This is a genomic window from Sinorhizobium meliloti (genome assembly GCF_017876815.1).
In the GTDB taxonomy this organism is placed as follows: Bacteria; Pseudomonadota; Alphaproteobacteria; order Rhizobiales; family Rhizobiaceae; genus Sinorhizobium; species Sinorhizobium meliloti.
In genome coordinates this window covers 1406661-1432630 of sequence record NZ_JAGIOS010000003.1, presented here as the reverse complement: position 1 = coordinate 1432630, position 25970 = coordinate 1406661, and the positions used below count along the sequence as shown (strand labels likewise).

At 59.4% G+C, this 25970-nt stretch carries 21 protein-coding genes and 2 pseudogenes; 20 read left to right on the top strand and 3 right to left on the bottom strand.

Annotated elements, in window-relative coordinates; all coding sequences use genetic code 11:
* From JOH52_RS33430 to JOH52_RS33345, 18 genes and pseudogenes are all read left to right on the top strand, one after another.
* Nucleotides 1-2460 (top strand): VirB4 family type IV secretion/conjugal transfer ATPase, encoded by a 2460-nt coding sequence (locus JOH52_RS33430; RefSeq protein ID WP_014531076.1) that lies wholly within the window; start codon nt 1-3, stop codon nt 2458-2460.
* Nucleotides 2457-3545, top strand: a complete 1089-nt coding sequence (locus JOH52_RS33425; RefSeq protein WP_014531075.1) for a lytic transglycosylase domain-containing protein — start codon at nt 2457-2459, stop codon at nt 3543-3545. Before JOH52_RS33430 ends, JOH52_RS33425 begins: the two co-directional genes overlap by 4 nt.
* Before the next feature lie 11 nt (nt 3546-3556).
* A complete protein-coding gene (locus tag JOH52_RS33420; RefSeq protein ID WP_014531074.1) occupies nt 3557-4258 on the top strand; it encodes a type IV secretion system protein in 702 nt (233 codons plus the stop codon).
* Nucleotides 4248-4475, top strand: a complete 228-nt coding sequence (locus JOH52_RS33415; RefSeq protein ID WP_014531073.1) for a hypothetical protein — start codon at nt 4248-4250, stop codon at nt 4473-4475. Before JOH52_RS33420 ends, JOH52_RS33415 begins: the two co-directional genes overlap by 11 nt.
* A 15-nt stretch (nt 4476-4490) precedes the next feature.
* Nucleotides 4491-5519, top strand: coding sequence for a TrbL/VirB6 family protein (locus tag JOH52_RS33410; RefSeq protein WP_014531072.1), 1029 nt, complete (start codon nt 4491-4493; stop codon nt 5517-5519).
* Between the two features lie 39 nt (nt 5520-5558).
* Nucleotides 5559-6254: a VirB8 family type IV secretion system protein gene (locus tag JOH52_RS33405; protein ID WP_017266187.1), complete on the top strand. Its 696-nt coding sequence runs from the start codon at nt 5559-5561 to the stop codon at nt 6252-6254.
* Nucleotides 6251-7060 carry a TrbG/VirB9 family P-type conjugative transfer protein gene (locus JOH52_RS33400; RefSeq protein WP_017266188.1) on the top strand — a complete coding sequence of 270 codons (810 nt, stop codon included), beginning with the start codon at nt 6251-6253 and terminating at the stop codon, nt 7058-7060. Before JOH52_RS33405 ends, JOH52_RS33400 begins: the two co-directional genes overlap by 4 nt.
* Nucleotides 7060-8271, top strand: a complete 1212-nt coding sequence (gene virB10 / locus JOH52_RS33395) for a type IV secretion system protein VirB10 (protein ID WP_014531069.1) — start codon at nt 7060-7062, stop codon at nt 8269-8271. The genes JOH52_RS33400 and virB10 overlap by 1 nt, the downstream gene beginning before the upstream one ends.
* The gene (gene virB11, locus JOH52_RS33390) at nt 8252-9280 is read left to right on the top strand and encodes a P-type DNA transfer ATPase VirB11 (protein WP_014531068.1); all 1029 of its coding nucleotides are present in this window, start codon (nt 8252-8254) and stop codon (nt 9278-9280) included. The genes virB10 and virB11 overlap by 20 nt, the downstream gene beginning before the upstream one ends.
* Nucleotides 9277-11376, top strand: a complete 2100-nt coding sequence (locus JOH52_RS33385) for a type IV secretory system conjugative DNA transfer family protein (protein WP_014531067.1) — start codon at nt 9277-9279, stop codon at nt 11374-11376. Before virB11 ends, JOH52_RS33385 begins: the two co-directional genes overlap by 4 nt.
* 703 nt (nt 11377-12079) lie before the next feature.
* Nucleotides 12080-14008: pseudogene (locus tag JOH52_RS33380) on the top strand (DUF3604 domain-containing protein).
* Nucleotides 14009-14076: 68 nt separating this feature from the next.
* The gene (locus JOH52_RS33375; protein ID WP_017266191.1) at nt 14077-15978 is read left to right on the top strand and encodes a DUF3604 domain-containing protein; all 1902 of its coding nucleotides are present in this window, start codon (nt 14077-14079) and stop codon (nt 15976-15978) included.
* Complete coding sequence (locus JOH52_RS33370; RefSeq protein ID WP_014531063.1) at nt 15975-16844, top strand: peptidyl-prolyl cis-trans isomerase; 870 nt, start codon at nt 15975-15977, stop codon at nt 16842-16844. Before JOH52_RS33375 ends, JOH52_RS33370 begins: the two co-directional genes overlap by 4 nt.
* Nucleotides 16841-17863 carry a HupE/UreJ family protein gene (locus tag JOH52_RS33365; protein ID WP_017266192.1) on the top strand — a complete coding sequence of 341 codons (1023 nt, stop codon included), beginning with the start codon at nt 16841-16843 and terminating at the stop codon, nt 17861-17863. The genes JOH52_RS33370 and JOH52_RS33365 overlap by 4 nt, the downstream gene beginning before the upstream one ends.
* Before the next feature lie 32 nt (nt 17864-17895).
* On the top strand, nt 17896-18309 hold the full coding sequence (locus JOH52_RS33360) for a hypothetical protein (protein WP_017274854.1): 414 nt from the start codon (nt 17896-17898) through the stop codon (nt 18307-18309).
* Nucleotides 18310-18435: 126 nt separating this feature from the next.
* Nucleotides 18436-19965, top strand: coding sequence for an IS21 family transposase (gene istA / locus JOH52_RS33355; RefSeq protein WP_209566082.1), 1530 nt, complete (start codon nt 18436-18438; stop codon nt 19963-19965).
* 12 nt (nt 19966-19977) lie between these two features.
* Nucleotides 19978-20715, top strand: a complete 738-nt coding sequence (gene istB / locus JOH52_RS33350; protein ID WP_012477343.1) for an IS21-like element helper ATPase IstB — start codon at nt 19978-19980, stop codon at nt 20713-20715.
* Between the two features lie 136 nt (nt 20716-20851).
* Nucleotides 20852-21070: a hypothetical protein gene (locus JOH52_RS33345; RefSeq protein ID WP_234854383.1), complete on the top strand. Its 219-nt coding sequence runs from the start codon at nt 20852-20854 to the stop codon at nt 21068-21070.
* 299 nt (nt 21071-21369) lie between these two features.
* Here the strand turns inward: JOH52_RS33345 and JOH52_RS36390 are convergent.
* From JOH52_RS36390 to JOH52_RS33330, 3 genes and pseudogenes are all read right to left on the bottom strand, one after another.
* A pseudogene (locus JOH52_RS36390) lies at nt 21370-21584 on the bottom strand (hypothetical protein).
* Between the two features lie 6 nt (nt 21585-21590).
* Nucleotides 21591-24035, bottom strand: a complete 2445-nt coding sequence (locus JOH52_RS33335; protein WP_014531058.1) for a hypothetical protein — start codon at nt 24033-24035, stop codon at nt 21591-21593.
* Between the two features lie 3 nt (nt 24036-24038).
* Nucleotides 24039-24440, bottom strand: coding sequence for a plasmid mobilization protein (locus tag JOH52_RS33330; protein WP_014531057.1), 402 nt, complete (start codon nt 24438-24440; stop codon nt 24039-24041).
* Nucleotides 24441-24824: 384 nt separating this feature from the next.
* On the opposite strand from JOH52_RS33330, the gene JOH52_RS33325 reads away from it, so the two are divergent.
* On the top strand, nt 24825-25538 hold the full coding sequence (locus JOH52_RS33325) for a ParA family protein (protein ID WP_014531056.1): 714 nt from the start codon (nt 24825-24827) through the stop codon (nt 25536-25538).
* Nucleotides 25531-25968 (top strand): hypothetical protein, encoded by a 438-nt coding sequence (locus JOH52_RS35730; RefSeq protein WP_013845296.1) that lies wholly within the window; start codon nt 25531-25533, stop codon nt 25966-25968. Before JOH52_RS33325 ends, JOH52_RS35730 begins: the two co-directional genes overlap by 8 nt.
* Nucleotides 25969-25970: the final 2 nt, after the last annotated feature.

Below are 25970 nucleotides of genomic sequence, written 5' to 3'. Positions count from 1 at the left end.
ATGCTGAAAGTCGTCAAAGAAGAGCTTGGATTCGGCCGGGTCGCCAGTAACGAGCGGCCCATGTCGACTCATATTCCGTATCTCCGACACGTCGCCGATACAGTGATCGGGCTGGAAAACGGCTCGCTTCTAAGCGTGATCAAACTCGATGGACTGTTCTTTCAGACGGAGGACCAGGCTGAGCTCAACATGCGTTCGGTCGTCCAAAACACGATGATCCGTGCTTTGGGGTCGAGCCGCTATTCTCTTTGGTCGACCGTGATCCGGAGAGAGGTCGAAACGCAGATCGGTGGCGCGTTCGATGAACCATTCTGCGACCTGTTGAACAAGCGCTACATGGGGCAACTGCGTCACAAGCGCATGTTTACGAATGAAATATATTTGACGATCGTTCGGTCTGGGATGCGGGGCGCCCTCGGCGTCGGCGACTCGTTGAAGAGGCTCTTTGACAAGGCAAACAGGGACGCTCGGGTCCAGCGAACGCGCGAAGATGTTACAGAGCTCGAGGAGCTGATCGGCAACATCGTCCGCGATCTGCACAAGTATGGAGCCCGGGCGCTCGGAATTACCTATCGTCGCAGGAATGACGACGAAGCCAACATTGAAGTGCATGAAGAGAAGGAGAAAGGCGAGCCTTACTCGGAACCCTGCGAGTTCTTCAATGCGATCCTGAGCTGCGGTGTGCCGCGCAAGATGCGCCTGCCACGCATGGGCATTCGCAATTATGTCGGAACGTCGCGACTGCATTTCAGCAAGCGGACGATGCAAGCTCAAGCGGCCGTCTATGCAGACACCCGCTTTGGGGCGCTGCTGTCCATCAAGGAATATCCGCCCTTCACCGGGCCGGGAATGCTGGACGGCCTGCTGCAGGTGAACCACGAATTCATTCTGACGCAATCCTTCACCATCGCCGACAAGCCGATCGCTCAAGAACGTATTAGTCGATTGCAGAGGCAGATCAGAGCCTCGGACGAGTCCGGTAGCACAGTTGAACAGGATATCGACTATGCGCTCAATAGCCTGATGAACCAGGAAGCCGTCTTCGGTTTCCACCATCTTTCGCTCCTATGCCTCTCCCGCGATCTCCCGGGCCTTAGCCGCACCGTTTCCGAACTCGGTGCTTGCCTCACCGACATGAACCTCACCTGGCTTCGCGAGGATCTGAACCTCGAAGCGGGATTTTGGGCGCAACTGCCCGGCAATCACAGCTACATTGCTCGCAAAGCGATGTTGTCGAGCGCGAATTTTTCCGGCCTGTCCTCCATGCACAATTTCGCGACGGGCCAGGCCGATCGCACTCATTGGGGACTGCCGATCACGATCCTCGAAACCACGTCGCAGACGCCGTACTGGTTCAACTTCCATCGCCGCGACATCGGGCACTTCCTCGTCACGGGACCAACCGGCTCCGGTAAAACGGTCGCTTTGACCTTCCTGCTCGCACAGGCGATGCGCGTTTCACCGACGCCAAAGGCCGTGTTCTTCGACAAGGATCGCGGCGCGGAAATCTTCGTAAGGGCGATTGGCGGTTCATATGAGGTGCTGTCACCGGGAACGCCAACCGGCTTTAACCCGCTGCAGCTCGAAAATACCGGCCCAAACCGCGAATTTCTCCTTCGCCTCCTGAAGGCAATGCTGCGCTCCGGTGATCGCAGTGACTTCACTCAGGAAGACGAGGATACGCTTGAGCGGGCGATCGTCCGCCTGATGCAGGAACCTGCGGCGGAACGGAACCTAGCGAACCTGGCCGCCTTGCTTGTGGGTCGGTCGCGGGCGGATGCCAATGACCTTCACTCTCGCCTTCGTCCTTGGATCGAAGGTGAAAAGGCGTGGCTCTTCAACGCTCAGCACGACGTCCTCTCTTTCTCGGGTCGCAGCGTCTTTGGGTTCGACATGACGAACATCCTCGGCAATGAGGATCTCCGCACGCCGGCGCTGATGTACCTCTATCATCGTCTTGACGAGCTGCTCGACGGGAACCCGGTCATGTTCTTCATGGACGAGGGCTGGCAACTCCTTATGGACGAGACCTTTTCGGCGTTCATCGTCGACAAGATGAAAACCATCCGAAAGCTCAACGGCATTGTTGGCTTCGGCACCCAGTCCGCGGCGGATATCGCCAAGGCAAAAGCCTCGCATACGCTGATCGAGCAGTCGGCGACGAACATTCACTTTCCGAACCCGCGGGCCGACGAAGAGAGCTACATCAAGCGCTTTGGCCTGACGGTGAAGGAATTCAACTTCATCAAGAACACTCCACCCGAAAAGCGAACTTTCCTGATCAAGCACGGCAATGACTCGGTCATCGCTCGGCTCGATCTCTCCGCCATGCCCGATCTCGTGAAGGTGCTCTCCGGCCGCAAGGAGACCGTCGAGGAGTGCGCGGCGCTTCGGGAACAATATGGCGGCGAGCCTGAAAATTGGCTGGCTAAATTTTGCGGATGGGAGAAGGCCGAATGAGGAAGAGTCCTGCTTTGTGGGTGATTTCTGCGCTGTGGCTTGGTGCCTTCGGAACGGCGCACCCTCAGGTGCCGGTGCTTGACGGCGAGGTGCTCGAGACCGACACCAAACGCGACCAGACGACGACGGAAATCGAGAAGACGGATAGTGACCGTCATACGGTCAGCAAGAGCGTGACCTGCTCATTGTATCGTCCAGGTCGCAGCGGTGATGCCGCTTCCGCTGCAACGGCCAACCCGGAAATCACCGGCCTCGTGAAGCGAGTGGCCCAGGAAGAGGGCGTCGACGAAAGCCTCTTCATGGCGCTCGTCTACCAAGAAAGCCGGTTCAATCCCTGTGCGAAATCGCCGGTCGGCGCCATTGGCCTTTCTCAGCTCATGCCGGGTACGGCAAAGGATCTCGGGGTCAATCCATTTGACATGGAAGACAATCTTCGTGGCGGCGCGCGCTACCTGAAACAACAGCTCCGGCGCTTCAACGGCAACGCGAATCTCGCACTGGCTGCCTATAACGCAGGACCTGGCAACGTCCAGAAATATGGCGGCATTCCGCCATTTAAGGAAACGCAAGGGTATGTCGCAAACATCACCCAAAAGTGGCTCCCCGCCTTCGGCGGCTCCGACGTTGCCAACATCCCTTTGAACTATGGCGGCGGGTCTACAGCCTTCACCGGCATGCGGGATTCCACCATCAACTCCATGGCGACGTCCGAGGCGATCGGGGAAAGCAGCGGGAATGTTGCCTCCTGGCTGCAGCAGTTGGGCGCCATGTCCAGCGGGAGAATTCAGGACAGTTGGGACCATAATTCCGGCGCGCGAAATGCCAACCTCGAAATGATGAACCAGGTCATCCGCCTCGGCACGACGATGGCGGACCTCATGAATTCTCGAAGTGCGGTCGATGTGGGCAATCTTTCAGGCGCATCACGTACGAGCGACTTCAAGAAGGATGACGATGAGACGGACCGCAAAACGACTGGCATTTGCGATCCTCGCGAGGGGCTTGAATGGAGCCCGACTGAGAAGGCTTGCGTCCAGAAGCGGGAACGCGAAGCCAACGTAGATCTGATGTTGACCGCTCAATGAGGAGAACTGCCATGAAGCCTTCGATTTTGTCGGCGTGTTCGATAGCCCTTGCGTCTACAGCTTTCGCGCAAGTCCCGGTCATCGACGCTGCCAATCTTGAGATTGCGCAGAGAACGTCGAAAACCACAGACGACATTCTCGGCACCAACAAGGAAGTCCTGAAAACGGTGCAGGAGACCCTACAGGCGGTAACTGGCGATCGCGGTAGCGACGCCAATCAGATGCAGAACCTTGCCGTCGGCAATGGCTTCAGCGTCTCTCAAATGCCGTCCTTCGATAGCCTGATGTCTGGCGGCGTTCCGAACTTCGGAAGCATGGGCGGCGATGTTGCCAAGGTCGCAACGACCTTCATCAACGGCCTGCAACTGGTGAAGAACCTGTCCGGGCAGGCGGGCAGCTCGTTTTCGGGCGACAAGTCTTACGAAGAGATGGTCAACACCGTCCTCGGTGTCGCGGCGCTCGTGACTGGCTCGCAGCAGGCCGTCCAGACTCGCCGCACCTCTTTCGAGCAGGCGGGCGCAAATATCGGCCAGGCCAAAGACATCAAAGGATCGATCGATCAGAACACTCAGCTTCAGGTGCAAGCTGGCCTGACGATCAACGAATTGATCGGCGTCATGAACGGCGCCGTGTCTTCGCTTCAGGCCGATAACCAGCGACTCCTGACGGACATTTCCAACTCGAAGAAGGCGCTCACCTACAGTGACCAGTAAAAACACCACGACCGCAAAGGTTCTGTTTCTCGTCCTGATCGCGGCCGGCCTGGCCGGCTGCGGTACCGCGGCGAAGGAGAAGACCGCCCCCTGCAAGAGACCTGCCAACCTGACGTCTTACGTGCCGGATCCTCACCAAGAATGCGGCCCGATGATGAGCGTCAACGGTGACGCAGCGGCCGCCTTCGCTGCCATTGAGGCGACGGCGGCTGAATAAGGACAATTTGCAACGATGCACGATTTTCTAGGCGATCTGCTGGACAGAATTGAACAGACCGGCGCGAATTTTTCTTCCCGGGCCTATGGGATTGTCGGCGATGAGATCGTGCCGCTGCTCACCATCATGTTCATTGCATATGTGGGCTACTACGGCCTCCAGCTTTTCATGGGAACGGCTCGCGTCAGCGTCAGCGAGATCATTGGCCGCGTAGCCCGTATGCTGATCATTCTGGCGCTGGTCAGGGAGTGGAACTATTTCAACACGCTTTTCTATTCCTGGCTGAACAACACGCCAGAGGACGTCGGCCGGGCGATCCTGACCGCCACAGGCACCGGAATCACAGAGCCGACAAACGGCCTTTCGATGATCTGGAAGACGGCAAACGAGGCCGCTTCTGCCTTTGCGGAACAGTCCGGTTATTTTGCGGTGCTGCCGTCCATGATCGGTTTTCTGATCATGCTTGCGGTGGCGGTTTTCATTGCAGTGGCTCTGGCGATCCTACTCCTTGCCAAGGTGATGATGTGGGTGCTGATCGGGACCGCACCGATCTTCATCGGCTGCATGCTCTTCGAACAGACAAGAGGCATGGGCGTCGCCTGGTTCCAGCAGGTGCTGATGTATGCGCTAATCCCGCTATTCGTCTACGTCGTGGCTGCATTCCTGATCTCAGCCATGGACCCGGAACTGACAAAGGTCACGAGCGCTGCAAACCAACGGGAACTTCAGCTTAGCGACATTTCCGCTTTCCTGCTGCTTTGCGCCGCGGGCGCATTTGTACTCTTCAACATTCAGGTTCTCGCGCAGGGCATTACCGGTGGCGTGGCCGCCGGGATTGGCAACGTTGCGCGCGCCGTCGGCCGATTTGCAGGCATATCAGGACCAGTATCCGCCCTGTCGGGCGGACAACGACTGGCGGCATCAATTGGCAACGCCGGGATGCAAGCCAGGGCACGTACCCAGGAAGGCATGAGAACCAATATTCGCAACGCCGCTGCGGAGGCGATGCAGAACCGCATTAGCAGCAACAGCATGCCTCGCTGAGGACGCGAATTTAAGGGCTAGATGTAAGGGCTAGATCGAATGGCAGAAACGAATGACGCAGCTCTTCGGAGCTACTTTCAGGACGGCGATCGTTGGGAACAGGAGATCGTCAAAAAGGCCAAGCGATCGCGCTCGCTCGCATGGTTCGTCACATTGATTTTCGGCGCAATTACCCTGCTGTCGCTGACCGCATTGGTGATGCTCGTTCCGCTGAAGAGCTTTGAGCCCTACATCGTCGAGGTCGATAAGAACACCGGCTATATGGAGGTAAAAACCGGTCTAACCAGGTCTGCCAAGCTGACTGACCAACAGGCGGTCACGCAGGCGAACGTCGTGCGCTATATCCGATCTCGCGAAGGCTACGACCCCTTCGCGATCGAGCAGAATTTCGGCATCGCCGCCCTACTCTCCACTGATGATGCAGCCCGCGAGCTGCAGGAGCTTTACAGCGCCGCAAATCCCAGCAATCCCGCAAAAGTCCTCGGCAAGAACAAGAAGGTCACGGTCGACATAAAGTCCGTCACCTTCTCCAATGCGAGCACGGCCTTGGTCCGTTTTTCCACGACCGAGAAATCGGACACGGATTCGATCGTGCGTCACTACATTTCAGTCGTTCGCTATCGCTATACGGACACGCCGGCGACCAACGAATGGCGTTTTGAGAACCCCTTGGGCTTTCAGGTCTACAACTACCGTCGCGATCAAGAAACGGTTACGCCTGGAGGTGAAGAATGATCAAACGCCTCCTGCTTTCCGCGGCCTGCGCGGCCGCGATGATGACTCACGCGCATGCTGCGCAGGCACCTCGCCCGGGCAACCTCGATTCGCGCGTAACCAGCGTCGTCTATCAGTCCAATAACGTGGTGAAGGTCGCTGCCACCTACGGCATCTCCACCATGATCATCTTTGATGAGGACGAAAAGTTCGAAACGATCTCACTTGGCGACACCGACAGTTGGCAGGTTGCCCCTTCCGAGAAGGGCAACATTCTGTTCGTGAAGCCGATCGCAAAGAACGTCGCCACCAACATGAATGTTGTGACCAGCAAGAGGATCTATTTCCTCGAGCTCAACGACCATGCTCCGTCCGATGGCAAGCAGGTGTTCGGAATCCGTTTCGTCTATCCGGAGAAGGATCTAAATGCCGCGCTTCGCAAGGAAGCTGAGTACCGGGCGGCAAACCCGAACATGTCGAATGTCGATAAGGCCAACATCAACATCGACTATTCGTTTTCCGGTGATCCGGCGTTGAAGCCCTTGGTGATCTTCGACGACGGGAAAAAGACCTTCTTCAAGTTCGGCAGCCGGGTCCCGGCGATTTTTGCCGTCCAGGCCGACTTTTCCGAGACGCTGCGCAATTTCCGAAAGGAGGGCGAATACATCGTCGTCGATGGTGTCGCGACGCAATACACGCTGCGCGAGGGCAATCAATGGACCTGCATCTTTAACCTTCGCAAGCCCGACTTCGGCGCTCCGGATCCTGCCATTCTCGGTCCGGCTCCTGATGCCAAGGCGACGAAACGTAGGAGGAGCGGCAATTAATGAAGCGCAGTCCCGAACTTGAGGCCATGACGGCGGCCGATGAAACGGCCGTCAGCAACAGAAACGCTGGACGCAATCAAACCATCGGCATGGCTGCCCTGCTCCTGGGGGGCGCTGTCGCCGCCTATTTCGTGCTTGCCACGGCAGGAGAAAAGCCGCGTGATGTCGTCGATAGCGACGAAGAATTTCAGACGACCACCTTCCGGCCGCCGTCATTCGTGCGTGAGCAAGAAGAGCCGAAGCCGGAGATAGAACCTGCAGTCATCAATCTGCCGCCGCCACCTGAGCCGGTTCAAGAAACGCCCGTTGATACAACCGAGTTCAAGGTTCCTCCCCCGCCGGAGGTGGTTGAATACACGCCTGAGGCTGCGCCCGTCGAAGAGTTTCCCGAACGCTATAAGTCGGGCCTGATCTCGCTTGATCAGAAAGGCAATGGGAACGGCAACGGCGGATTTCCAGGCGAGGACGATTCCGGGCTGAGTGTCGCTGGCGAGGACCGCAACAGCAAGTACCTGGCTGCGGCCTCGAGTCTCGCCGATCGGAGCGCAAAGGCTCGGCAAATCGAACGCATCGACGCCCTGATACCGGAGGGGACGTTGATCTCCGGCATCCTCGAGACCGCGATCAACAGCGATCTCCCCGGCCAGATTCGTGCGATCACGTCGCAGGACGTCTATTCCTTTGACGGGCGGCGCATCCTCATTCCGACTGGAACGCGCCTCATTGGCGAATACCAGTCCGAGATCACCCGCGGGCAAAAACGGATTTTTGTTATCTGGACCCGGCTCATTCGCGACGACGGCGTGTCGGTGCGCCTCAACTCCATCGGCACGGATAGCTTGGGGCGCTCGGGCTTGACCGGCCACGTCGACAACAAATGGCGCGAGCGGTTCGGCTCCGCAATCATGCTTTCCGTCGTCGGCGCCGGCGCCAGCTTCCTGACCGGCTACGGAAGCGACGAGGCGTTCGGCGACAACAACAGAGAGGCACAACGTGGCGAGGAGCTCGCCCGCGAAACCATCGCCGAGACCTTCTCGGATATGGCGAACCAGGCCTTGAGCGAAAACCTGCGCATTCCTCCCACCATCAGCGTCAGCCAGGGCGAGCGGATCTTTGTCTACGTACGCCAGGACCTCGATTTCAGTGCCATGTATGACGACCCGGTCACCAAAGCGATGAAGGAGATCCAACGTGAACGTCGCCGGAGGTAACGCCACTACGATCAAGCGCGATCCCCATTATTTCCTCAACCGCGCTCTCGAACCGATCAGGGAATTTATCGACGATCCGAGGGTGGTGGAAATCGCCGTCAACAAACCGGGCCATGTCTATGTGGAGCGGTTTGGCGCCGATTACATGGAGCATCATCTAATCAACGCCCTGACGGGTGATGAAATCCAGAACATCGGCGAGCGTGTTGCGGCTGCCACGAACCAGTTCATCAGCCGCTCGAAGCCAATCCTCAGCGCCGCGCTTCCGACCGGCGAGCGTATCCAGATCGTCTTGCCGCCGGCGGCACCCGAAGGTGGCTCGATCTCGATCCGGAAGCAGGTGGTCAATAACTTCACGCTCGAGGAGTTTCGCGACAACGGTTCGCTCGATAAGGTCTCTGTGGCCGTCGGCGGCCTCAGCGACATTGATCGCGAGCTGATAAGGCATCTGCGCGCCAATCGGATTTACGATTTCATCCATACCGCCATCACCAAGCGGGTCTCTATCCTGATCAGTGGCGGCACTTCCTCCGGCAAAACGACCTTCCTCAATGCCTGCCTGAAGAGCGTCGATCCGCATGAGCGGATCATCACGCTCGAGGACACGCGTGAGCTCTTCCCACCGCAAGCAAATGCCGTTCATCTGATCGCGTCGAAGGGCGACCAGGGCACAGCGGACGTGACCATTCAAAGCCTACTCGAGTCATCGCTACGCATGCGGCCGGATCGCCTGTTCGTCGGTGAAATTCGGGGTGCAGAGGCTTTTTCCTTCCTCCGGGCAATCAACACCGGCCATCCCGGCAGCATGTCGACGGTTCACGCCGATACGCCGATGGGTGCTTATGAACAGCTCGCCATGATGATGCAGCAAGCCGGTATGTCGGCGGGTTTTTCGAAGCAGGATCTGATGTCGTATATCCAGATGGTCATCCCGATCGTCATACAGCTGCGCCGTGAAGGCGGCAAGCGCGGCGTCTCTGAGATCTTCTTCGCCCGGGATGAGTCATGACGAAGCAGCTCCAGGCGTTCTACCTGCTCTTTTGCGTCGGGATAGCGTTCGTTGTCTGGATGCTCGGGTACGGCCTGGGGCTTCAGCTCTTCTATAAGGACGGTCGGATCCTCGAAACGACGATCACGAGCAATCCCTTCGCTCCGATTCAACAGTTCTGGCACTACAAAACCAGCCCTGCCCTGCAGAAGGTCGCGCTTGGTTCGCTGGTACCGGCGATGCTGGTGGCGGGCCTTGTCGCCTGCATCGGACTGAAACCGACGAGCAGCCCATTGGGGGATGCCGCGTTTCAGGACATGGCTTCGCTACGGCGGGGAAAATGGTTCCGCAAACAGGGACACATCTTCGGCCGGGTCGGGCGGAACATACTCCGCACCAGGGACGATCGGCATCATCTGATCATTGGCCCGACACGCTCCGGTAAAGGCGCGGGCTATGTGATCCCCAATGCGCTGATGCACGAAGGCTCAATGATCGTTACCGATCTCAAGGGCGAAGTGTTCAAGGCGACCGCGGGTTATCGCCGCGAGAACGGCAGCCAAGTCTTCCTATTCGCGCCTGGCTCCGAAAAGACCAGCAGCTATAACCCGTTGGACTTTATCCGGCCGCAGCGCGGCAATCGCACGACCGACATTCAAAACATCGCCAGCATTCTTGTGCCCGAGAACACGGCATCGGAAAATTCCGTGTGGCAAGCGACCGCGCAACAGGTCCTTGCCGGCGCCATCAGCTACATCACGGAAAGCCCCTTCTACAAAGACCGGCGCAACCTCGCCGAGGTCAATTCCTTTTTTAATAGCGGCGTCGATCTCCAGGCGCTCATGAAATACATCAAGGAGAAAGAGCCCTACCTTTCGAAGTTCACAGTCGAGAGCTTCAATTCCTACATCGCTCTATCGGAACGCGCCGCCGCGTCTGCTCTCTTGGACATTCAAAAGGCGATGCGGCCTTTCAAGAACGAGAGGATTGTTGCCGCGACCAATGTCACGGACATGGATCTTCGCGCAATGAAGCGCCGGCCGATCTCGATCTACCTGGCGCCGAACATCACCGACATCACCCTGCTGCGCCCTCTCCTCACGCTTTTCGTGCAGCAGGTGATGGATATTCTCACGCTTGAGCACGATCCCAATTCGCTCCCCGTCTACTTCCTGCTCGACGAGTTCCGGCAGTTGAAGCGAATGGACGAGATCATGACCAAGCTGCCCTATGTGGCTGGCTATAATATCAAGCTCGCCTTCATCATCCAGGATCTGAAGAACCTCGATGAGATCTATGGCGAAACCTCCCGGCATTCCCTGCTCGGCAATTGTGGCTATCAGCTCGTCCTCGGCGCCAACGATCAGGCCACGGCCGAGTATGCATCACGCGCGCTCGGAAAGCGCACCATCCGCTACCAGTCGGAATCCCGCACGATCGAATTGATGGGCCTGCCTCGCCGCACGAAGGTGGAGCAGATTCGCGAACGCGATCTGATGATGCCGCAGGAGGTCCGGCAAATGCCAGAGAACAAGATGATCCTGCTCATCGAAGGACAACGGCCGATCTTCGGTGAAAAGCTTCGCTTCTTCCAGACGCAGCCCTTCAAATCAGCCGAGGCGTTTTCTCAGGCCAACATTCCGCGGGTGCCGGAAGTTGATTATCTATCACCGAAACCCGTTCCGGCGACAACTCCGGAATATGCCAAGGGGGGAGAGCCTTCGGTCGAAATTCCCTCGTCAGCAATAGAAAAGGAAGAAAAGCCAGTGGCGGCCGCGGCTATCCAGTCGGCTGCGGTCAAGGAAGAGCCTGCAGCAGACGATATGCCGTCAACGCCTGCCAAGCGCACCGTCAATAGAAAGGCGCTGCGCCCGAGCGCTAAGGCGACAGCTGCAAACACTGGTGGTGCGGAAGCATCTCCAAGCCTGGATGCAATGGAAGCCCGGATAAGGGCCATCGAGGAAGGTCTCAAACCAAAGGCCGCGCAGCTCAGGGAGGTGGTCGAGATGAAGGCCGAGAAGCTTGGCGACAAGTCTCCGACCAAGCGGCGCAACATCATGGACATCTTCAGCGCGACGGTGCCTGATCCCGTCGAAGTTGGCGTGGCGGCCGAATAGCTTGCGGAGACCGCTTCCGACCCTTCTCTGCCCTTCGTTTCGGAGAAGAGCTATGGCAAAGTATGGACCCTAAGCTGCCTTTCATGAGCCCAATTCTCCACCAGGTAGCAGCCCTTCGGCCGGACCAGAACTCCTGACCCTTGGGATCGTTGATTGCGAGCTCGTGGGGAATGCTTCGGATTGAAAGTTGGATCGTCCCCATCATTTGCCCGTCCACGCATTCAGGACGTACTCTTCCCCAAAGTACAATATCGCCGCGACTTGAACTTCATAGAATGGCCATTAGAAAAACAGCCGAGGCGCCAAAGAGAGAGTGACGGCAAATCTGCATTCATTAACGAACGGCCTGTTCCGACCGAAGTGGCTCGGACACCAGAGGGTGATGCCGTCACCATGCATGTGCATTCATTCAGAGCAGTCAGGGAGAGGAAAGCTGAGCGACAAGCAAGCAAATCCGCGCCACCAGGCCGGCCTGACGTTGTTCTGGCGGGCGGATCGCCAACTATCGCAGCGTCAACTTTCCGTGAGACATTCGGCTACCATCATCCTTCTGGGCGTCGCCGCGTGCTATCGAGGAGGCCGAGTGATATGCTGCTCCCTCTTGCTGGCTAACGGCCGCGCCGTTTTCGAACTTTTGGATCGGGCATTTTGGCGGCTACCTTAATCTTCCGGTACGCCGTGGGTTCTTGTTGGGGGATCGGGCATGCTGAAATCACGTCTTTCGTGCAGCGCTGTATCCGCGCTTATCCTTGTCGTCTCCTCGTCGGCCATGGGGCAAGAAACCCTGATGGACGCGGGCCAGATCGATCCCGCGACGGTGCAGAAATTTTTCAAGAAGCCGGGCTACTCGCCCTATGCAGGACGTAACTATCCGGCCCAGGTCTTCTGGGGCGACGAGCATGTGCATACCGGCTGGTCGGTGGACGCCGGCATGTCCGGTGCGACGCTGACGCCGGAGGACGCGGTGCGCTTCGCCCGCGGCGAAGAGGTTCTGTCCAGTACCGGCCAGCCAGCCAAGCTCGGCAGACCGCTCGACTGGATCGCCGTCACCGACCATTCTGACGGCATGGGCGTGATTTCCGAGATCAAGGCCGGCAATCCCGAGTTGATGGCCGATCCGGTGCAGAAGCGCTGGCACGACATGATGCTGGCGGGGCCGGAGCAGGCCGCTGCGGCGACGATGGAGCTGATCAACGCGCAGGCCAACAAGCAGCTTCCGGCCAGCATTATGGATCCCAAATTCGCGAAGTCCGTCTGGCTGAAGAACAGCGCGATCATGGAATAATACAATGAGCCTGGGCGGTTTACCGCCTTCATAGCCTATGAATGGACGTCGAACGCGGGCGGCGGCAACAATTTGCATCGCAACGTCATCTACCGCGACGGTAGCGACAAGGGCGACCAGATGATCCCCTACACCACCTTCCAGAGCGAGAATCCGGAGGACCTCTGGAAGTGGATGGCCAACTGGGAGGACAAGACCGGCGGCTCGCTCCTTGCCATCCCACACAACGGCAACCTCTCCAACGGCCGAATGTTCGAGCTAAAGACCTTCACCGGGGGGCCGCTGACTAAGGAGTGGGCGGAGGCACGTATTCGATGGGAGCCGCTAGTCGAGGCGATCCAGACAAAGGGCCAGAGCGAGTCGCATCCCTCGCTGTCGCCGACAGACGAGTTCGCCGTCGGTTACGAACTCTGGGATATCGGCAACCTCGCACTCGTGCGCAAGCAACCGGGCATGATCGAGCAGGAATACGCGCGCGAGGCGCTGAAGAACGGCCTCAAGCTAGAAGCGGAGCTCGGAGTCAACCCGTTCAAGTTCGGACTCGCTTCCGGCAGCGACGCGCACACCGGGCTGGCCGCCATGGAGGAGGACAATTACTTCTGCAAGTTCGTGAGCTGCGAGCCGCGCCCCGAACGCTGGAGCGAAGACGCGATCAAGTTCGGCGAGCGGTCCATGAAGGGATGGCAGGTGGTCGCGGCCGGTTATACCGGCGTCTGGGCGACGGAGAATACGCGAGAGGCGCTCTGGGACGCCATGAAGCGCAAGGAAACCTATTCGACGAGCGGCTCTCGCATGCTCGTGCGCTTCTTCGGCGGCTTCGACTTCGTTTCCGCCGACGCCGATAGCCGAACCCCGGCGGAGGTCGGCTACGGCAAGGGCGTGCCGATGGGCGGCGACTTGCACAAGGCTCCAGAGGGCAAATCGCCCACGTTCCTGGTCGCGGCGCTCAAGGACCCGTTCGGCGGCAATCTCGACCGCATCCAGATCATCAAGGGCTGGGTCGACAAGGACGGCAACACGCAGGAGAAGATCTTCGACGTGGTCTGGGGCGACGCCGACAAGCGCCGACCGGGCGCCGACGGCAAGCTGCCGGCGGTCGGCAATACCGTCGATGTCGCAAACGCCGTCTGGACGAATACGATCGGCGATCCCGAGCTGATCACAGTCTGGACCGATCCGGAATTCGATCCCGCGCTGCGCGCCTTCTACTACGCACGCGTCCTCGAAATTCCCACGCCGCGCTGGACGGCCTACGACGCCAAGCGCTTTGGCGTGAAGATGGCCGACAACGTGCCGATGGTGACACAGGAAAGGGCGTTCACCTCGCCCATCTGGTACACGCCGTGAGGCGCTCCCGGAACCTCTTACGCGCCCGCTCGGATGGCCACGTGGTCGCCAAAATAACGGAGGAGTGCATGATGTCCGTTACGTCTCCGACCCTTCGCCGGGTCGTACTGCTTGCTGGCTGCTTCGTGGCAACAGCGGCTTGGGCTGATCAATTACCCACGAAGGAGGGCGTTGCGGACATAGCCAAGACGCAGTTTTCACCTTACGCCGGCCGAAACTTCCCGACTCGCGTCTACTTCGGCGATACGCATCTGCACACTGCCGTCTCTGTCGATGCGGGCACGATGTGCAGGATCGGCCAGGAGGATGCGTATCGTTTCGCACGCGGGGAAGAGATCACAACCACCCATGGACTGCGCGCGAAACTCTCCCGGCCACTCGATTTCCTTGTGATCTCGGACCACGCCGAGATGTACGGCCTCATGCCGCAGTTGCTCAGCGGTGATCCGGAAATCCTCTCCACCGAGGCCGGCAAGCGTTGGTACGACACACTGACGAGTGGCAACAACGAGGCGGTGTTCGCGACCGCGATGGAAATCGTCGGTTCGCTTTCAGGCGATGTGCCTCCCATCAAGAGCGACAGAGCCGTGCAGAACGCATGGCAGGCCTACACGGCCCTGGCCGACAAATACAACGAGCCGGGGCGGTTTACGGCCCTTATCGGCTACGAATGGACCGCGATCGGCGGTTACAACCTGCATCGGAACGTGATCTTCCGCGGGGATTCGACCGTGGCCAACCGAACTGTTCCCTTCTCACAGTTTGACAGCAAGAACCCGGAGGACCTCTGGAACCACCTCGCCGATTTCGAGAATGAGACCGGAGCCGACGTGTTGGCCATTCCTCACAATGGCAATCTGAGCAACGGGCGCATGTTCACGGTTGAGACCTTCGAGGGCAAGCCTCTGACTGCAGAGCTGGCAGCGATGCGCGTCAGGTTCGAACCGCTTGTGGAAGTCACCCAGATCAAGGGCGACGGAGAAGCGCACCCCATGCTCTCGCCGAACGACGAATTCGCCAATTATGAGAAATGGGACAAGTCCAACCTCAACGGCACCGAGGCGAAGACGCCTGATATGCTGCAATGGGAATACGCCCGCGAAGCCCTCAAGAACGGGCTGATGCTGGAGAAGAAGCTCGGTGTGAACCCCTACAAGTTCGGTATGGTCGGCAGCACAGATGCCCATACCGCCCTGGCTGCCGTCGAGGAGGAGAATTTCTTCGGCAAGCACTCGGGCGTCGAGCCCGAGCCTCATCGGTGGGAACACGTCGTCATTGAGGCGCCGGACCCAAAGTTCACCATCAAGGGGTGGCAGCAAGCCGCTGGAGGATATGCGGGGGTCTGGGCCACCGACAACACGCGTGAAGCGATTTTCGACGCCATGAAGCGCAAGGAAACCTACGCCACGACCGGCTCCCGAATGACGGTGCGTTTCTTCGGTGGATGGGAATTCAACGAGGACGACGCTCTGTCGCGTCTTCCGGCGACTGCCGGCTACGCCAAGGGCGTTCCGATGGGAGGTGATCTACCCAAGCGTACTACGGGCAAGCCACCCTCCTTCTTGGTCGCAGCAATGAAGGACCCACTGAGCGGCAACCTGGACCGGATCCAGATCGTAAAGGGTTGGCTTGGCGAAGACGGCAAGACCCAAGAAAAAGTCTACGATGTTGTGTGGAGCGGGGATCGGAAGCCCGGTGACGAGGGCAAGCTGCCCCCAGTCGGCGACACCGTCGATGTGGTGAACGCGACGTGGAAGAACACGATCGGTTCTCCCGAGCTCGAGGGCGTGTGGAGCGATCCGGACTTCGATCCAGCAGAACCCGCCTTCTATTATGCCCGCGTGATAGAAATACCGACACCGCGATGGACCGCCTACGAAGCGCAGCGGTTCGGGGTTAAGATGTCGCCTGACGTTCCCATGTCCACTCAGGAGCGGGCCTATACCTCGCCCATCTGGTACACGCCATGATGCGCTTGCTCCGGGAGCCGCTGCTGCATTTCCTGATCCTGGGCGCTGCCTTGTTCGGCCTCAATGCTGTCTTCGTCGGCACGGAAACTAAGGTGCCGCAGAAGATCGTTGTTTCCGCCGCGCAAATCGCCAATCTGGAGCAAACGTTTGCCCGCACGTGGCAGCGCCAGCCGGCGCCCGAAGAGCTCAAGGGTCTCGTCGAAGACTATGTCCGCGACGAAGTGTACTATCGCGAGGGCAAGGCACTCGAACTCGATCGGGACGATATCGTCATTCGCCGCCGCATCCGGCAGAAGATGGAATTCTTTGCCGAGGACATCGCGGCTGCCGAACCGACCGACAGCGAACTCAACGCCTATCTCGCCGCGCATCCGGAACAGTTCCGGATGGAGCAGAGCGTGTCGTTCCGCCAGGTCTTCCTGAGCTCGAAAAGAGGAGAGACGCTGGACGCGGATGTCCAGGAGATTGCCGCAGCGCTCTCCCATGCAAACGGGACGGAAGGGGCCTCGCTCGGCGACGGTTTGCTGCTGGGCAGCGAATTCAATGCTGTGCGGCGAAGTGAGGTCGTCAACGACTTTGGCGAAAGCTTTGCCGAGGAGTTGTTTTCCTCCGACACGAATAGTTGGCAGGGTCCCTTTGCCTCCGCCTTCGGTCTACATTTCGTGTTCGTAAGCGAACGATCCGAGGGTGGTCTGCCGAAGCTCGCCGCGGTCCGCGAGGCGGTTGCGCGGGAATGGGCGAACGCCCGTCGCGTCGAAAAGCTGGATGAGTTCTATCGCGCACTCCGCGGCCGCTACGACGTCGTGGTGGAAACGCCGCCGGCCAAACGCGAGGCGCGGGCCGATGCGGCTGGAGCGGTGCAGTGAGGCGCGCTCTGTTCCTCGTCGGCCTTCTTGCGGTGATGTTCTCATCCGCCGTCCAGGCGCACGAGGTGCGCCCAGGTTATCTGGAACTGCGCCAGACCGCCTCCGATACTTACGATGTGCTCTTCAAGGTTCCGGCGCTCGGCGAGGAACTGAGGCTTGGGCTCTATCTGAGCTTACCGGCGGGCACGCAGGATGTCGGCGCCCCACGAGCCGTCTTTGCGGGCGGCGCGCATGTCGAGCGGCGTACCATCCGGCGACCAGGAGGACTAACCGGCCAGCCAATCTCGATCGATGGCCTGTCGGCGACGTTGACCGACGTGCTCGTGCGCGTCGAGGACCTTGCCGGGACGACCCAAACCGAACGACTCACACCGGCGCGAACGTCCTTCACGATCGAGGCAGCGCCGGGCACCGGCAAAGTGGCTCTCACGTATCTGAGCCTCGGCGTCGAGCACATTTTGTTCGGCTTCGACCATCTGCTCTTCGTGCTGGCGCTGGTCATCTTGGTGCGTGAATGGCGGCGCGTGGCCATCACCGTGACGGCTTTTACGATAGCGCACAGCATCACGCTCGCAGCCGCCACACTCGGTCTCGTGCATGTGCCGGGGCCGCCTGTCGAGGCGGCGATCGCGCTCTCGATCGTTTTCGTCGCTGCCGAAATCGTCAACGCCCGGAGAGGGCAACCGAGTCTCACAGCCCGCCTACCTTGGCTCGTGGCGTTCACCTTTGGACTGTTGCACGGCTTGGGTTTCGCCGGCGCACTCGCCGAAGTCGGACTGCCGCAGCATGCGATTCCGATCGCGCTCCTGTTCTTCAACCTGGGCGTTGAGGTCGGGCAACTGGCCTTCGTGGCAGTCGTGATGACGCTCGCCTGGATGATGCAGTGGACAGCATCGCAAATCCTGGAGCCTGGAGGTGTGCGAGTGGCGTCAGCGCGGCTCGGCGTGCTCGCTGCCTACGCAATCGGCGCGATGGCCGCCTATTGGTTGATCGACCGTACCACGGGGTTGGTGTCATGAACGCGCCCCGAGGCACGCTTCGCGCCACAGGCTTGGTCGCGCTTCTTCTGGCTCCTCCGGTTGCGCAGGCATGTGGCTACGAGGACCCGAACTCCGCGACTTTTCAGCGTGGCGTTCTCAACTGGTCGTACCCGAATGCGCTTTACGTGCAGGGTGCCGTCACACAGGCGATCCTCGACCGCACCATTGAGCCCCCCGCCGCAACAAGGAAAAAGGATCTGTTCGGCTCGGGCTTTCGGAGCGCAGCAAACAGGCTCAATCAGTTTGGCTCGGAACTGCAGCCCGGCGATACCGACGAATTCGCCTTTACGCTGGTCTTGATCGAGCCCATGTTGTGGAGCCGCTACGCGGTCGGCGAAGGGACAGTCGGCGTATCAACTTGCAAATTCCGAGGCAATCCGCCCCCTGATTCCGAAATGATCTCGCCCCCCAATTCCGAGAAATAGTCGCCCCCTGATTCCGAGATGATGCCGCCCCCATCGGAAAGCATCTGGCGTGGGTGTTCTGCTGGTGTGAAGTTTCTTCCTTCGACGTGACGAGGAAGGAACGGGATGCCTGCGGAGAGACTGGAGATGCGGCGTGTCCGCGAGATATTGAGATATCGCTTCGAACAAGGACTTGGCCACAAGTCGATCGCGGTTCGGGTTGGAGCTGCGCCATCGACGGTGCGCGAGACGCTTCGGCGTGCGGCCATTGCGGAGCTATCGTGGCCGTTGGGTGACGACATCAGCGATGCAGTCCTGGAAGCGGCGCTTTACAAGGCAGCCGGGACGAAGACGGGTCATCGTCGGAGCCCTGAGCCGGACTGGGCGCAGGTCCACCGCGAGCTGAAGCGCAAGCATATGACGCTGCAGATCCTTTGGGACGAATACATCAGCCGTTATCCGGAGGGCTATCGCTACAGTCGCTTCTGTGACCTCTACCGCGGCTGGGCGATGAAGTTGCCTGTGACGATGCGGCAGGATCACGCGGCCGGCGACAAGCTGTTCGTCGACTACGCCGGCGACACGGTCACGGTTGTCGTTGATCGGCTGTCCGGCAAGACACGGCAGGCGCACCTGTTCGTGGCGGTTCTGGGAGCATCCAGCCTTTCATATGCGCAGGCACGTTGGAGCGAGACGCTTCCCGACTGGATTGAATGCCATATCCTGGCGCTGGAGTTCTTTGGCGGTGCGCCAGCCTTGCTGGTTCCCGACAATGCCAAGGTAGCGATCATCAAGGCCTGCCACTTCGATCCCCAGGTCAACCGGACGTATTGCGGGATGGCGGCCCATTATGGCAGCGCCGTCTTGCCGACGCGGCCGCGACGCCCGCGGGACAAGGCGAAAGTGGAAGCTGCGGTTCGTATCGTCGAACGTTGGCTGTTGGGCCGGCTGCGCCATCGCATCTTCTATAGTTTGGCCGAGGTCAATGCGGCGATTGGCCAATTGCTCCATGATCTCAATGATAAGCGCGTTCTGCGCCGTGTCGGCGCCACGCGCCGCCAATTGTTCGAGGAGCTTGATCGTCCGGCTTTGCGACCGCTGCCTGTCGAACGTTATGTCTTTGCCGAATGGCGTATCCGGCGCGCCGGGCTGGATTATCACGTCGAGATCGAGCGGCACTATTATTCCGTTCCCTATCGCTTTGCCCGCGAGCAGGTCGAGGCTCGTATCACCGCCAATACGATCGAGATCTTCCACAAGGGCGAGCGAATTGCCGCTCACCGGCGCTCCAGCGGCAACGGCAAGCACACGACGATCCCCGATCATATGCCCTCTGCGCATCGCCGCTTTGCCGACTGGACGATTGAACGGATTCAACGCGAAGCCTCTGCGATGGGGCCGGATGTTGCGCTGTTGTGCGAGCGCATTCTTGCCGACAGGCCTCATCCCGAGCAGGGCTTTCGAGCTTGCCTCGGCATCATCCGCCTCAACAAGAGCTTCGGCCGCGACAGGGTCAATGCCGCTTGCGGCCGTGCGTTGGAGATTGGCGCACGAACCTATGGCTCGGTGCGATCCATCCTCGACAATCACCTTGACCGGACGGCTGCCTCAAATGGAGCGGCGCCGCATGAACCGATCCATCACGCCAACATCCGCGGACCTCGCTATTACCACTAAGGAGAACGAAAGATGCTTGCCCATCCAACACTGGATAAATTGAATGCCATGGGCCTGGCCGGCATGGCAAAGGCCTTTGGCGAACTTGTTGCCAACGGCGAAGCCGAACATCTCTCGCACGCCGAATGGCTCGGACTGCTGCTCGAACGGGAGTGGAGCTCCCGTTACGATCGGAAGCTTGCGGCACGCCTCAGGTTTGCCAAGCTTCGCCACCAGGCCACCCCAGAAGATGTCGACTATCGCGCCGACCGCGGCCTCGACCGTGCTCTCTTCATGAAGCTGCTCGGTGGCGACTGGATCAACGCCCATGACAATCTGGCCATTTGCGGACCCTCGGGTGTCGGAAAGAGTTGGTTGGCTTGCGCTCTCGGCCACAAGGCTTGCCGAGACGATCGCTCAGTTCTCTATCAGCGTGTCCCAAGGCTGTTTGCCCAGCTTGCGCTCGCGCGTGGTGATGGCCGCTACGCCCGCCTGCAACGAACCTTGGGCCATGTTCAGCTCCTGATACTGGATGATTGGGGGCTCGAGCCGCTCAACGAACAGGCCCGCCACGACCTGCTGGAAATCCTCGAAGATCGCTATGGACGCAAATCAACGATCATTACCAGCCAACTTCCCGTGTCCGCATGGCACGGCGTCATTGGCGACCCAACCTACGCCGATGCCATACTCGACAGGTTGGTCCACAATGCCCACCGCATCGAATTGAGCGGCGATAGTCTGCGCCGAAATCTACCGCGCAAAGCTTGACACCTCGCCTGAATGAACTGACAACAATCATCGCCTGCAGACCCCACTAAACAGGGGGCGAGATCATCCCGGAAACCGGGGGCGCAATCATCTCGGAACAAAGGGGCGGCTTCATCGGAATCGGCAATCAACTCACGTGAAAGGCCCACAGCGGGGTGACCTTGTTGTCGTCACCGCCGAGGCGGCGCTGGAAGAGATCGTGTCGCATCGCCTGAGCTGGGAGCGTGCCGAGGAACTCGGACTCGTCCGCTTCTATGGCGATCCGGTGCAAGCCGCCCGGCTTCGCGCGCTTGCGGCCACGCCAGCAGCAAGGCAACAGTTGCCTGCGCAACCCCGGACCACACGGGCTGATTGAGCGAGCATGATCAGGGTATTGCAGAATTTTCGGTCGATGTGGAGACGAAAGGTCGGAGCTGGCCACTCAAGAGTATCCCAAGGACGTCCGCTTTGTCGCCCAAACGGAGATGTTGAGCGAGCCGGTGCGCGATTCAGCTACTCTGAAGGCCGAGATGAACGTCAAAGGACTGACTCTGGTCGCTCAGCCCGATGTCTGAAGACTTGGGTGCTTGCGCCATCCATTTATCTGCGGGCAATGACGCATTTCCGGGGAATAAGATCGGCGCGATTTGACGCCGATCTTCAAAAAAGTGAGCTTTAGTAGGGCCAGAAGCCGGCAAGATAGGTTGCGGTATCGCATTTAGCCAGATGATCATGCCACGATACCAGGCCGTAGCCGAGTCATAGGCGACCTGGACGGCGCCCAAGAACATCACAAACACGATAATTACACCCAAGAACTTCCCGAACCCTTCGTCGCCTTTGGGATCGTTGCTCTGGATGACGTATTGTTGGCGGTTATCGTTCAGCATATCCCTTTAACGATCCCGGTCGTCGCGGTCGCGTTCCCTCTGTTCAATCTGCTCCCGCTCAAGCTCCTCGAGTCGAGGAATATGCTGTTGTGCAGGGTCTGTACGTGTCGTTTCTCCGCCGCGTTGAACGGCTTCCCTATCCTTATTTAGACGATCTTGCAGGCGATTTGTAGCATCGATGGTGGAGGCCAGCTCGTGAGCGGCTCGCGCGCCGCCGTCAATTGGCTGCCGGTCTTCTTCGTGGGCACGCAGATCATGTTGCTGGTCGTCGACTGTCTCAGCATTTGAGGCCGCCTTGTCCTTCACTTCCTCCGGGCGATCGGATTTGTTCTCCTCCTGCTCGATGGCCCGTTTTAAACCAGGATCCTGCTCGGCAACGTCCCGAACGTAACTGTTTCCCTCGATAGCCAACAGCGCAGCCCGCTCCAGAGCTCGATTGAGCCCGGCCTGCATTCCTTCCTTGCGGTCGGCCGAAAACTCGCCGGCCTCGACCCTATCATTTCCCTCTCGGTAGTGCTCGATTTCTATCATTGCCTCGTTGCCGGCCTCGACAACACCCTCGCCGTGCTTGGCGATCGCAGCGTCCCACTGGTCGTTGGCCGGATCACGCAGCTCGCTGCACGCTTCGCCACCTTGTTCCGCCAACGCCTCTTTGCGCTGCTCGTAAAGGTCCACCAGCTCACGCTTCTGATTGACGAAATCTCGGGCCAGGCTGGCTATTTCGTCAAAGTCCGCCCGATCGTCTGCCGTGACCGATCGCTCCAACTTGAACAAGGCCGTCTCTACCTTCTTTTCGTAAGCCTCGAACTCTGTCCGTGATATTTCGCGCAATTCCTGACCCTCCAAAACCATCTCCTGCAACGTAGCTAAATTGATGCGGAAATTCGATCCAAAATCCGCGCGTATGATAGTGCCGCTCGTTTCCGTCTGTGCTGTCGAAACGCTTGATTCTAAATACTTTCGATGCTGCGTGGCATAGGACACGGTCTGAGGATCACCACCCGCCAGGGCGACCTTCTGCCACGATTCCTGCACCTTTATGATGTACTGTCGGCTCCGGTCGCTCTTCGCGACCGTGCGCCGGCCGCTGCGCTTGGCGTCGTATCGCGCTTGCGCAGCCTCGCTCGTCCCGACATGTTCTGTGCGGCCTTCTCGGCTCACCAGCCGGACCTGGGTGCGCGTGAATGCCGGCGGGCTGCCAAACTCGCGCCGGTCGGTCATTTCCATCTCAATGCCGTGCTCCCGCGCCTTCTCTGCCATGACGGATCGCCATTCGCGAAACACGGCAGGCGTCGTCTCGATGCGATCACCGGAATCCGATTTCATCGCCACAATCGCATGGGCATGCACATGCGGACGCTTTCCCCCTTCCCCCGCCTCTTTTGGATCGCTGGCCGGATCGTGCATAGCGAAGACATACCGGTGCCCAGCAAACTGATGCGCCAGGAAATCGCGAACCGCCCCTTCGAACGCAGCAACATCGGTTCCGGCCCGAGCCGACATGATAACGTGCATCACGTCGCGGCTCTTGCGGCTGTGGAGCTCGCCGCGCCATTCCTTCTGCACCAGGTCGCCCGCGACCTTCTCATTCGCTATCGACTGGCCGCGATCGTCGCGAACGTCGTCATGCCGATCGACCAGCCCGCGCAAGCGGCTGGCGCCGAACTCGGCGCCATTTCCGTAGCCATGAAAGGAGAACTTCGCCGCAGCCTCGCCCGCGGCCGCGCTGGTGTCGTATCGCCCCTGGATGATGCCGGCCGCCTTCACGTCGCCCGTTAGCCGCTCCCCCTGGCGGCTTCGCAATACGACAAGCCCCTGAACGGTCACAGAGCCGCCGTCATTTTTCGCGAGGGCATAGGCATAGCGCCGGTCGCCAAAGCCGCTCGTCAGGGTGCTCCTCACCTGCTCGTGCAATGCCTCTTCCGAGGCAAAGTCGGTCGCCGCGATTTCGACGGAAAAACTCCCAATGTCGCGGCTTTCTGCGCGGTTCTGAAAAAGGTGGTCCCAATCGCCACGGATGCGCGCCAATTCCTCCCGCCCCTCGAGGATCCTGCCGCTTTCGTTCTCGAGTTTCAACTCGCCGCCACGGGACACATAATTCAGCATCGCACCGACCCGAGCACCGCCGCCATAAGACACCATTTTAACGACTGCCGGCTGGCTTCCCTTTGCGACGGCCGCTAACCGCACCTCCATCGCTCGTGCGACCGTTGTCGCCGACGTCGCCTGCGCTCGAGGAGCCCCCCTCCCCTTCGATCCGGATCCACGACCACCCGAAGCGCCGCCCGAGCCTCCGCCGCCACCTGCAGCGCCAAGTCGAGCCAATTGCTTCAGGCGCTTTCGCATCTCTTTCTCTGCCCAAGCGCCTCGCCCGCCCGATGACATTTCGTGCAGCAGCGCTGCCCGCCGCTGCTCCCATTCGCTGGTGAATGCGCCGAAGAAGATCTCCAAAAGCTACTTCTCCCCTCGACGCTGATAACCAGCTCGCCGCGTCAGAGCACGCAGCTCGCTCATCACCGCCGCTTGAATCCGCTGCACGTTCTCTAGGTTGATGTCCAATTCGCTTGGGTGGACACCACGGCCGCTGTTGAGGGCCCTCGCGACTTGATTCAGGTTGATCCCGATCATCCGCATGTCTTCGAGCAGAGCCGCCATGATCAGGCGGTCATCGCCGGTCAACATCGGCCGAACCCCCGCCCCCTCCAGAAGCAGCGACCGGAAAAAGCTGGATACCGTCATGTCGGCATCCTCGGCGGCCTTCTCGATCGCCGCATGATCGTCAGCCGTGACGCGGACATGCACAGTGCGATCTTTCTTTGCCGGCTGGAGAAGAGCGTTGAATTTTCCCTCATCCATTTGGCCGTTGGCCCCTACTGGCGCTTGCGTCAGTTGATCGAGGGCTCGTCCCTCGATTGCAGGAAAAGGGCGTAGCACATTTTTCCGTATCCTGCCTCTCCAAATTGTAAGGGGAAATTCAACTAAACAACCTCGAGCTGCCCTCGCTGCGCGTACACATCATGTGTTTGTGTGTCGATTGCTAAGTGGTTTCCTAGCATGGGAGAAATTGTTCACATCATGTCGGCATGGTTTAGTCGGCTCAATTGACCGCACGGTGTGGTAGTGCGATGATTCCTCATCGTATGAACAACTGTTCGCATCGTGTGCACGTCCGACGTCGAAACGCCGGCCACACGGGCGAACCGCGGAATGACCTTGAGCCAGCAAAGGGAGTTGCGACGCTTGCCAAAGTTTATTTCTGCCGTGAGCGGCAAAGGTGGGGCTGGGAAGACAACCGCCGTCATCTTGATCGCCGGGGAATATGCGCTTCAGGGAAAGCGTGTGCTTCTCATCGACGCAGACGGCCGCCAAAATCTGCACGAATGGTGGAAGCGCTGTGAGGCAAAGGACAACCTGCCTGACAACATCGAGCTTATAACCGCCGCCCGCCAGGCGACCATTCAGCAGCTCCTCGAGAACGAGGCGAACGGGTTCGATGTGGTTTTGATCGACTCGCCCGGACAGGATACCGTTCTAAGGGACACGATCATCGCTGGTTCCGATATTGTGCTGACCCCGATCCAGCCGAACCAGGACGAGATCAAGGCGGCAGGACAGGCGGCGGCCGACACGGCCGATATTTCCGACAAGGTGGGCCGGGAAATTCCACACGTCAACGTCGTCACCAGGATCACCATGCCGGCGAAGCTGCTGGAGGCCTACCGGCTGATCAGGCCGTTCGTGCAGAACCTGCAGGAGGGGGGCTACGATTCCTATCTGCTCAAAACGGAGCTGATGGAGCGAAATTGTTATCGCGAAATTCGAAATGGCTATGGCACCGTGCAAATGCTCGACCTGACAGAGTCGGTGAAAAAAGCGAGGGCAGAAGTCATGAGCCTGGTTCGGGAGATCGAAGCGCTTTTGGCAGGCAAGAAAGAGGTAGCAGCGAATGGCTAAGGGCCAAACGACAGTTTCTGACTTTGCAGTCGCACCCCGTCGCAGCCGTCCGGTGGAGCAATCCGCGACACAGGCAGCCTCAGTGAGCACGCCGGCTGAGCTGCCGACGGAGACTAGGAATGCAAATCAGTCCCAAGAAGCTGCACCTCTCGGGTCTGAGACTAATAAGCCGGTTAATCGTCTGATCGCCCCGACAGAAGAAGCTCGGCGCGAACGGGCCACCACGAGAGCATTGCAGCGCGAAGATTCGAGAATTCGCTTGCGCGACCTGAAAAGGGCACGCGATCGAGAATCCAAGCACTACGTCAACTGCCCGCTGGACTACGACACGAAGACGCGGCTGCAAAAGGCCGCCCTTGAGAACGACGTCAAAATGACCGTTATCATGAAGGCCGCGATCGATCAGTTCCTCAAGGATAACGGCTACTGATC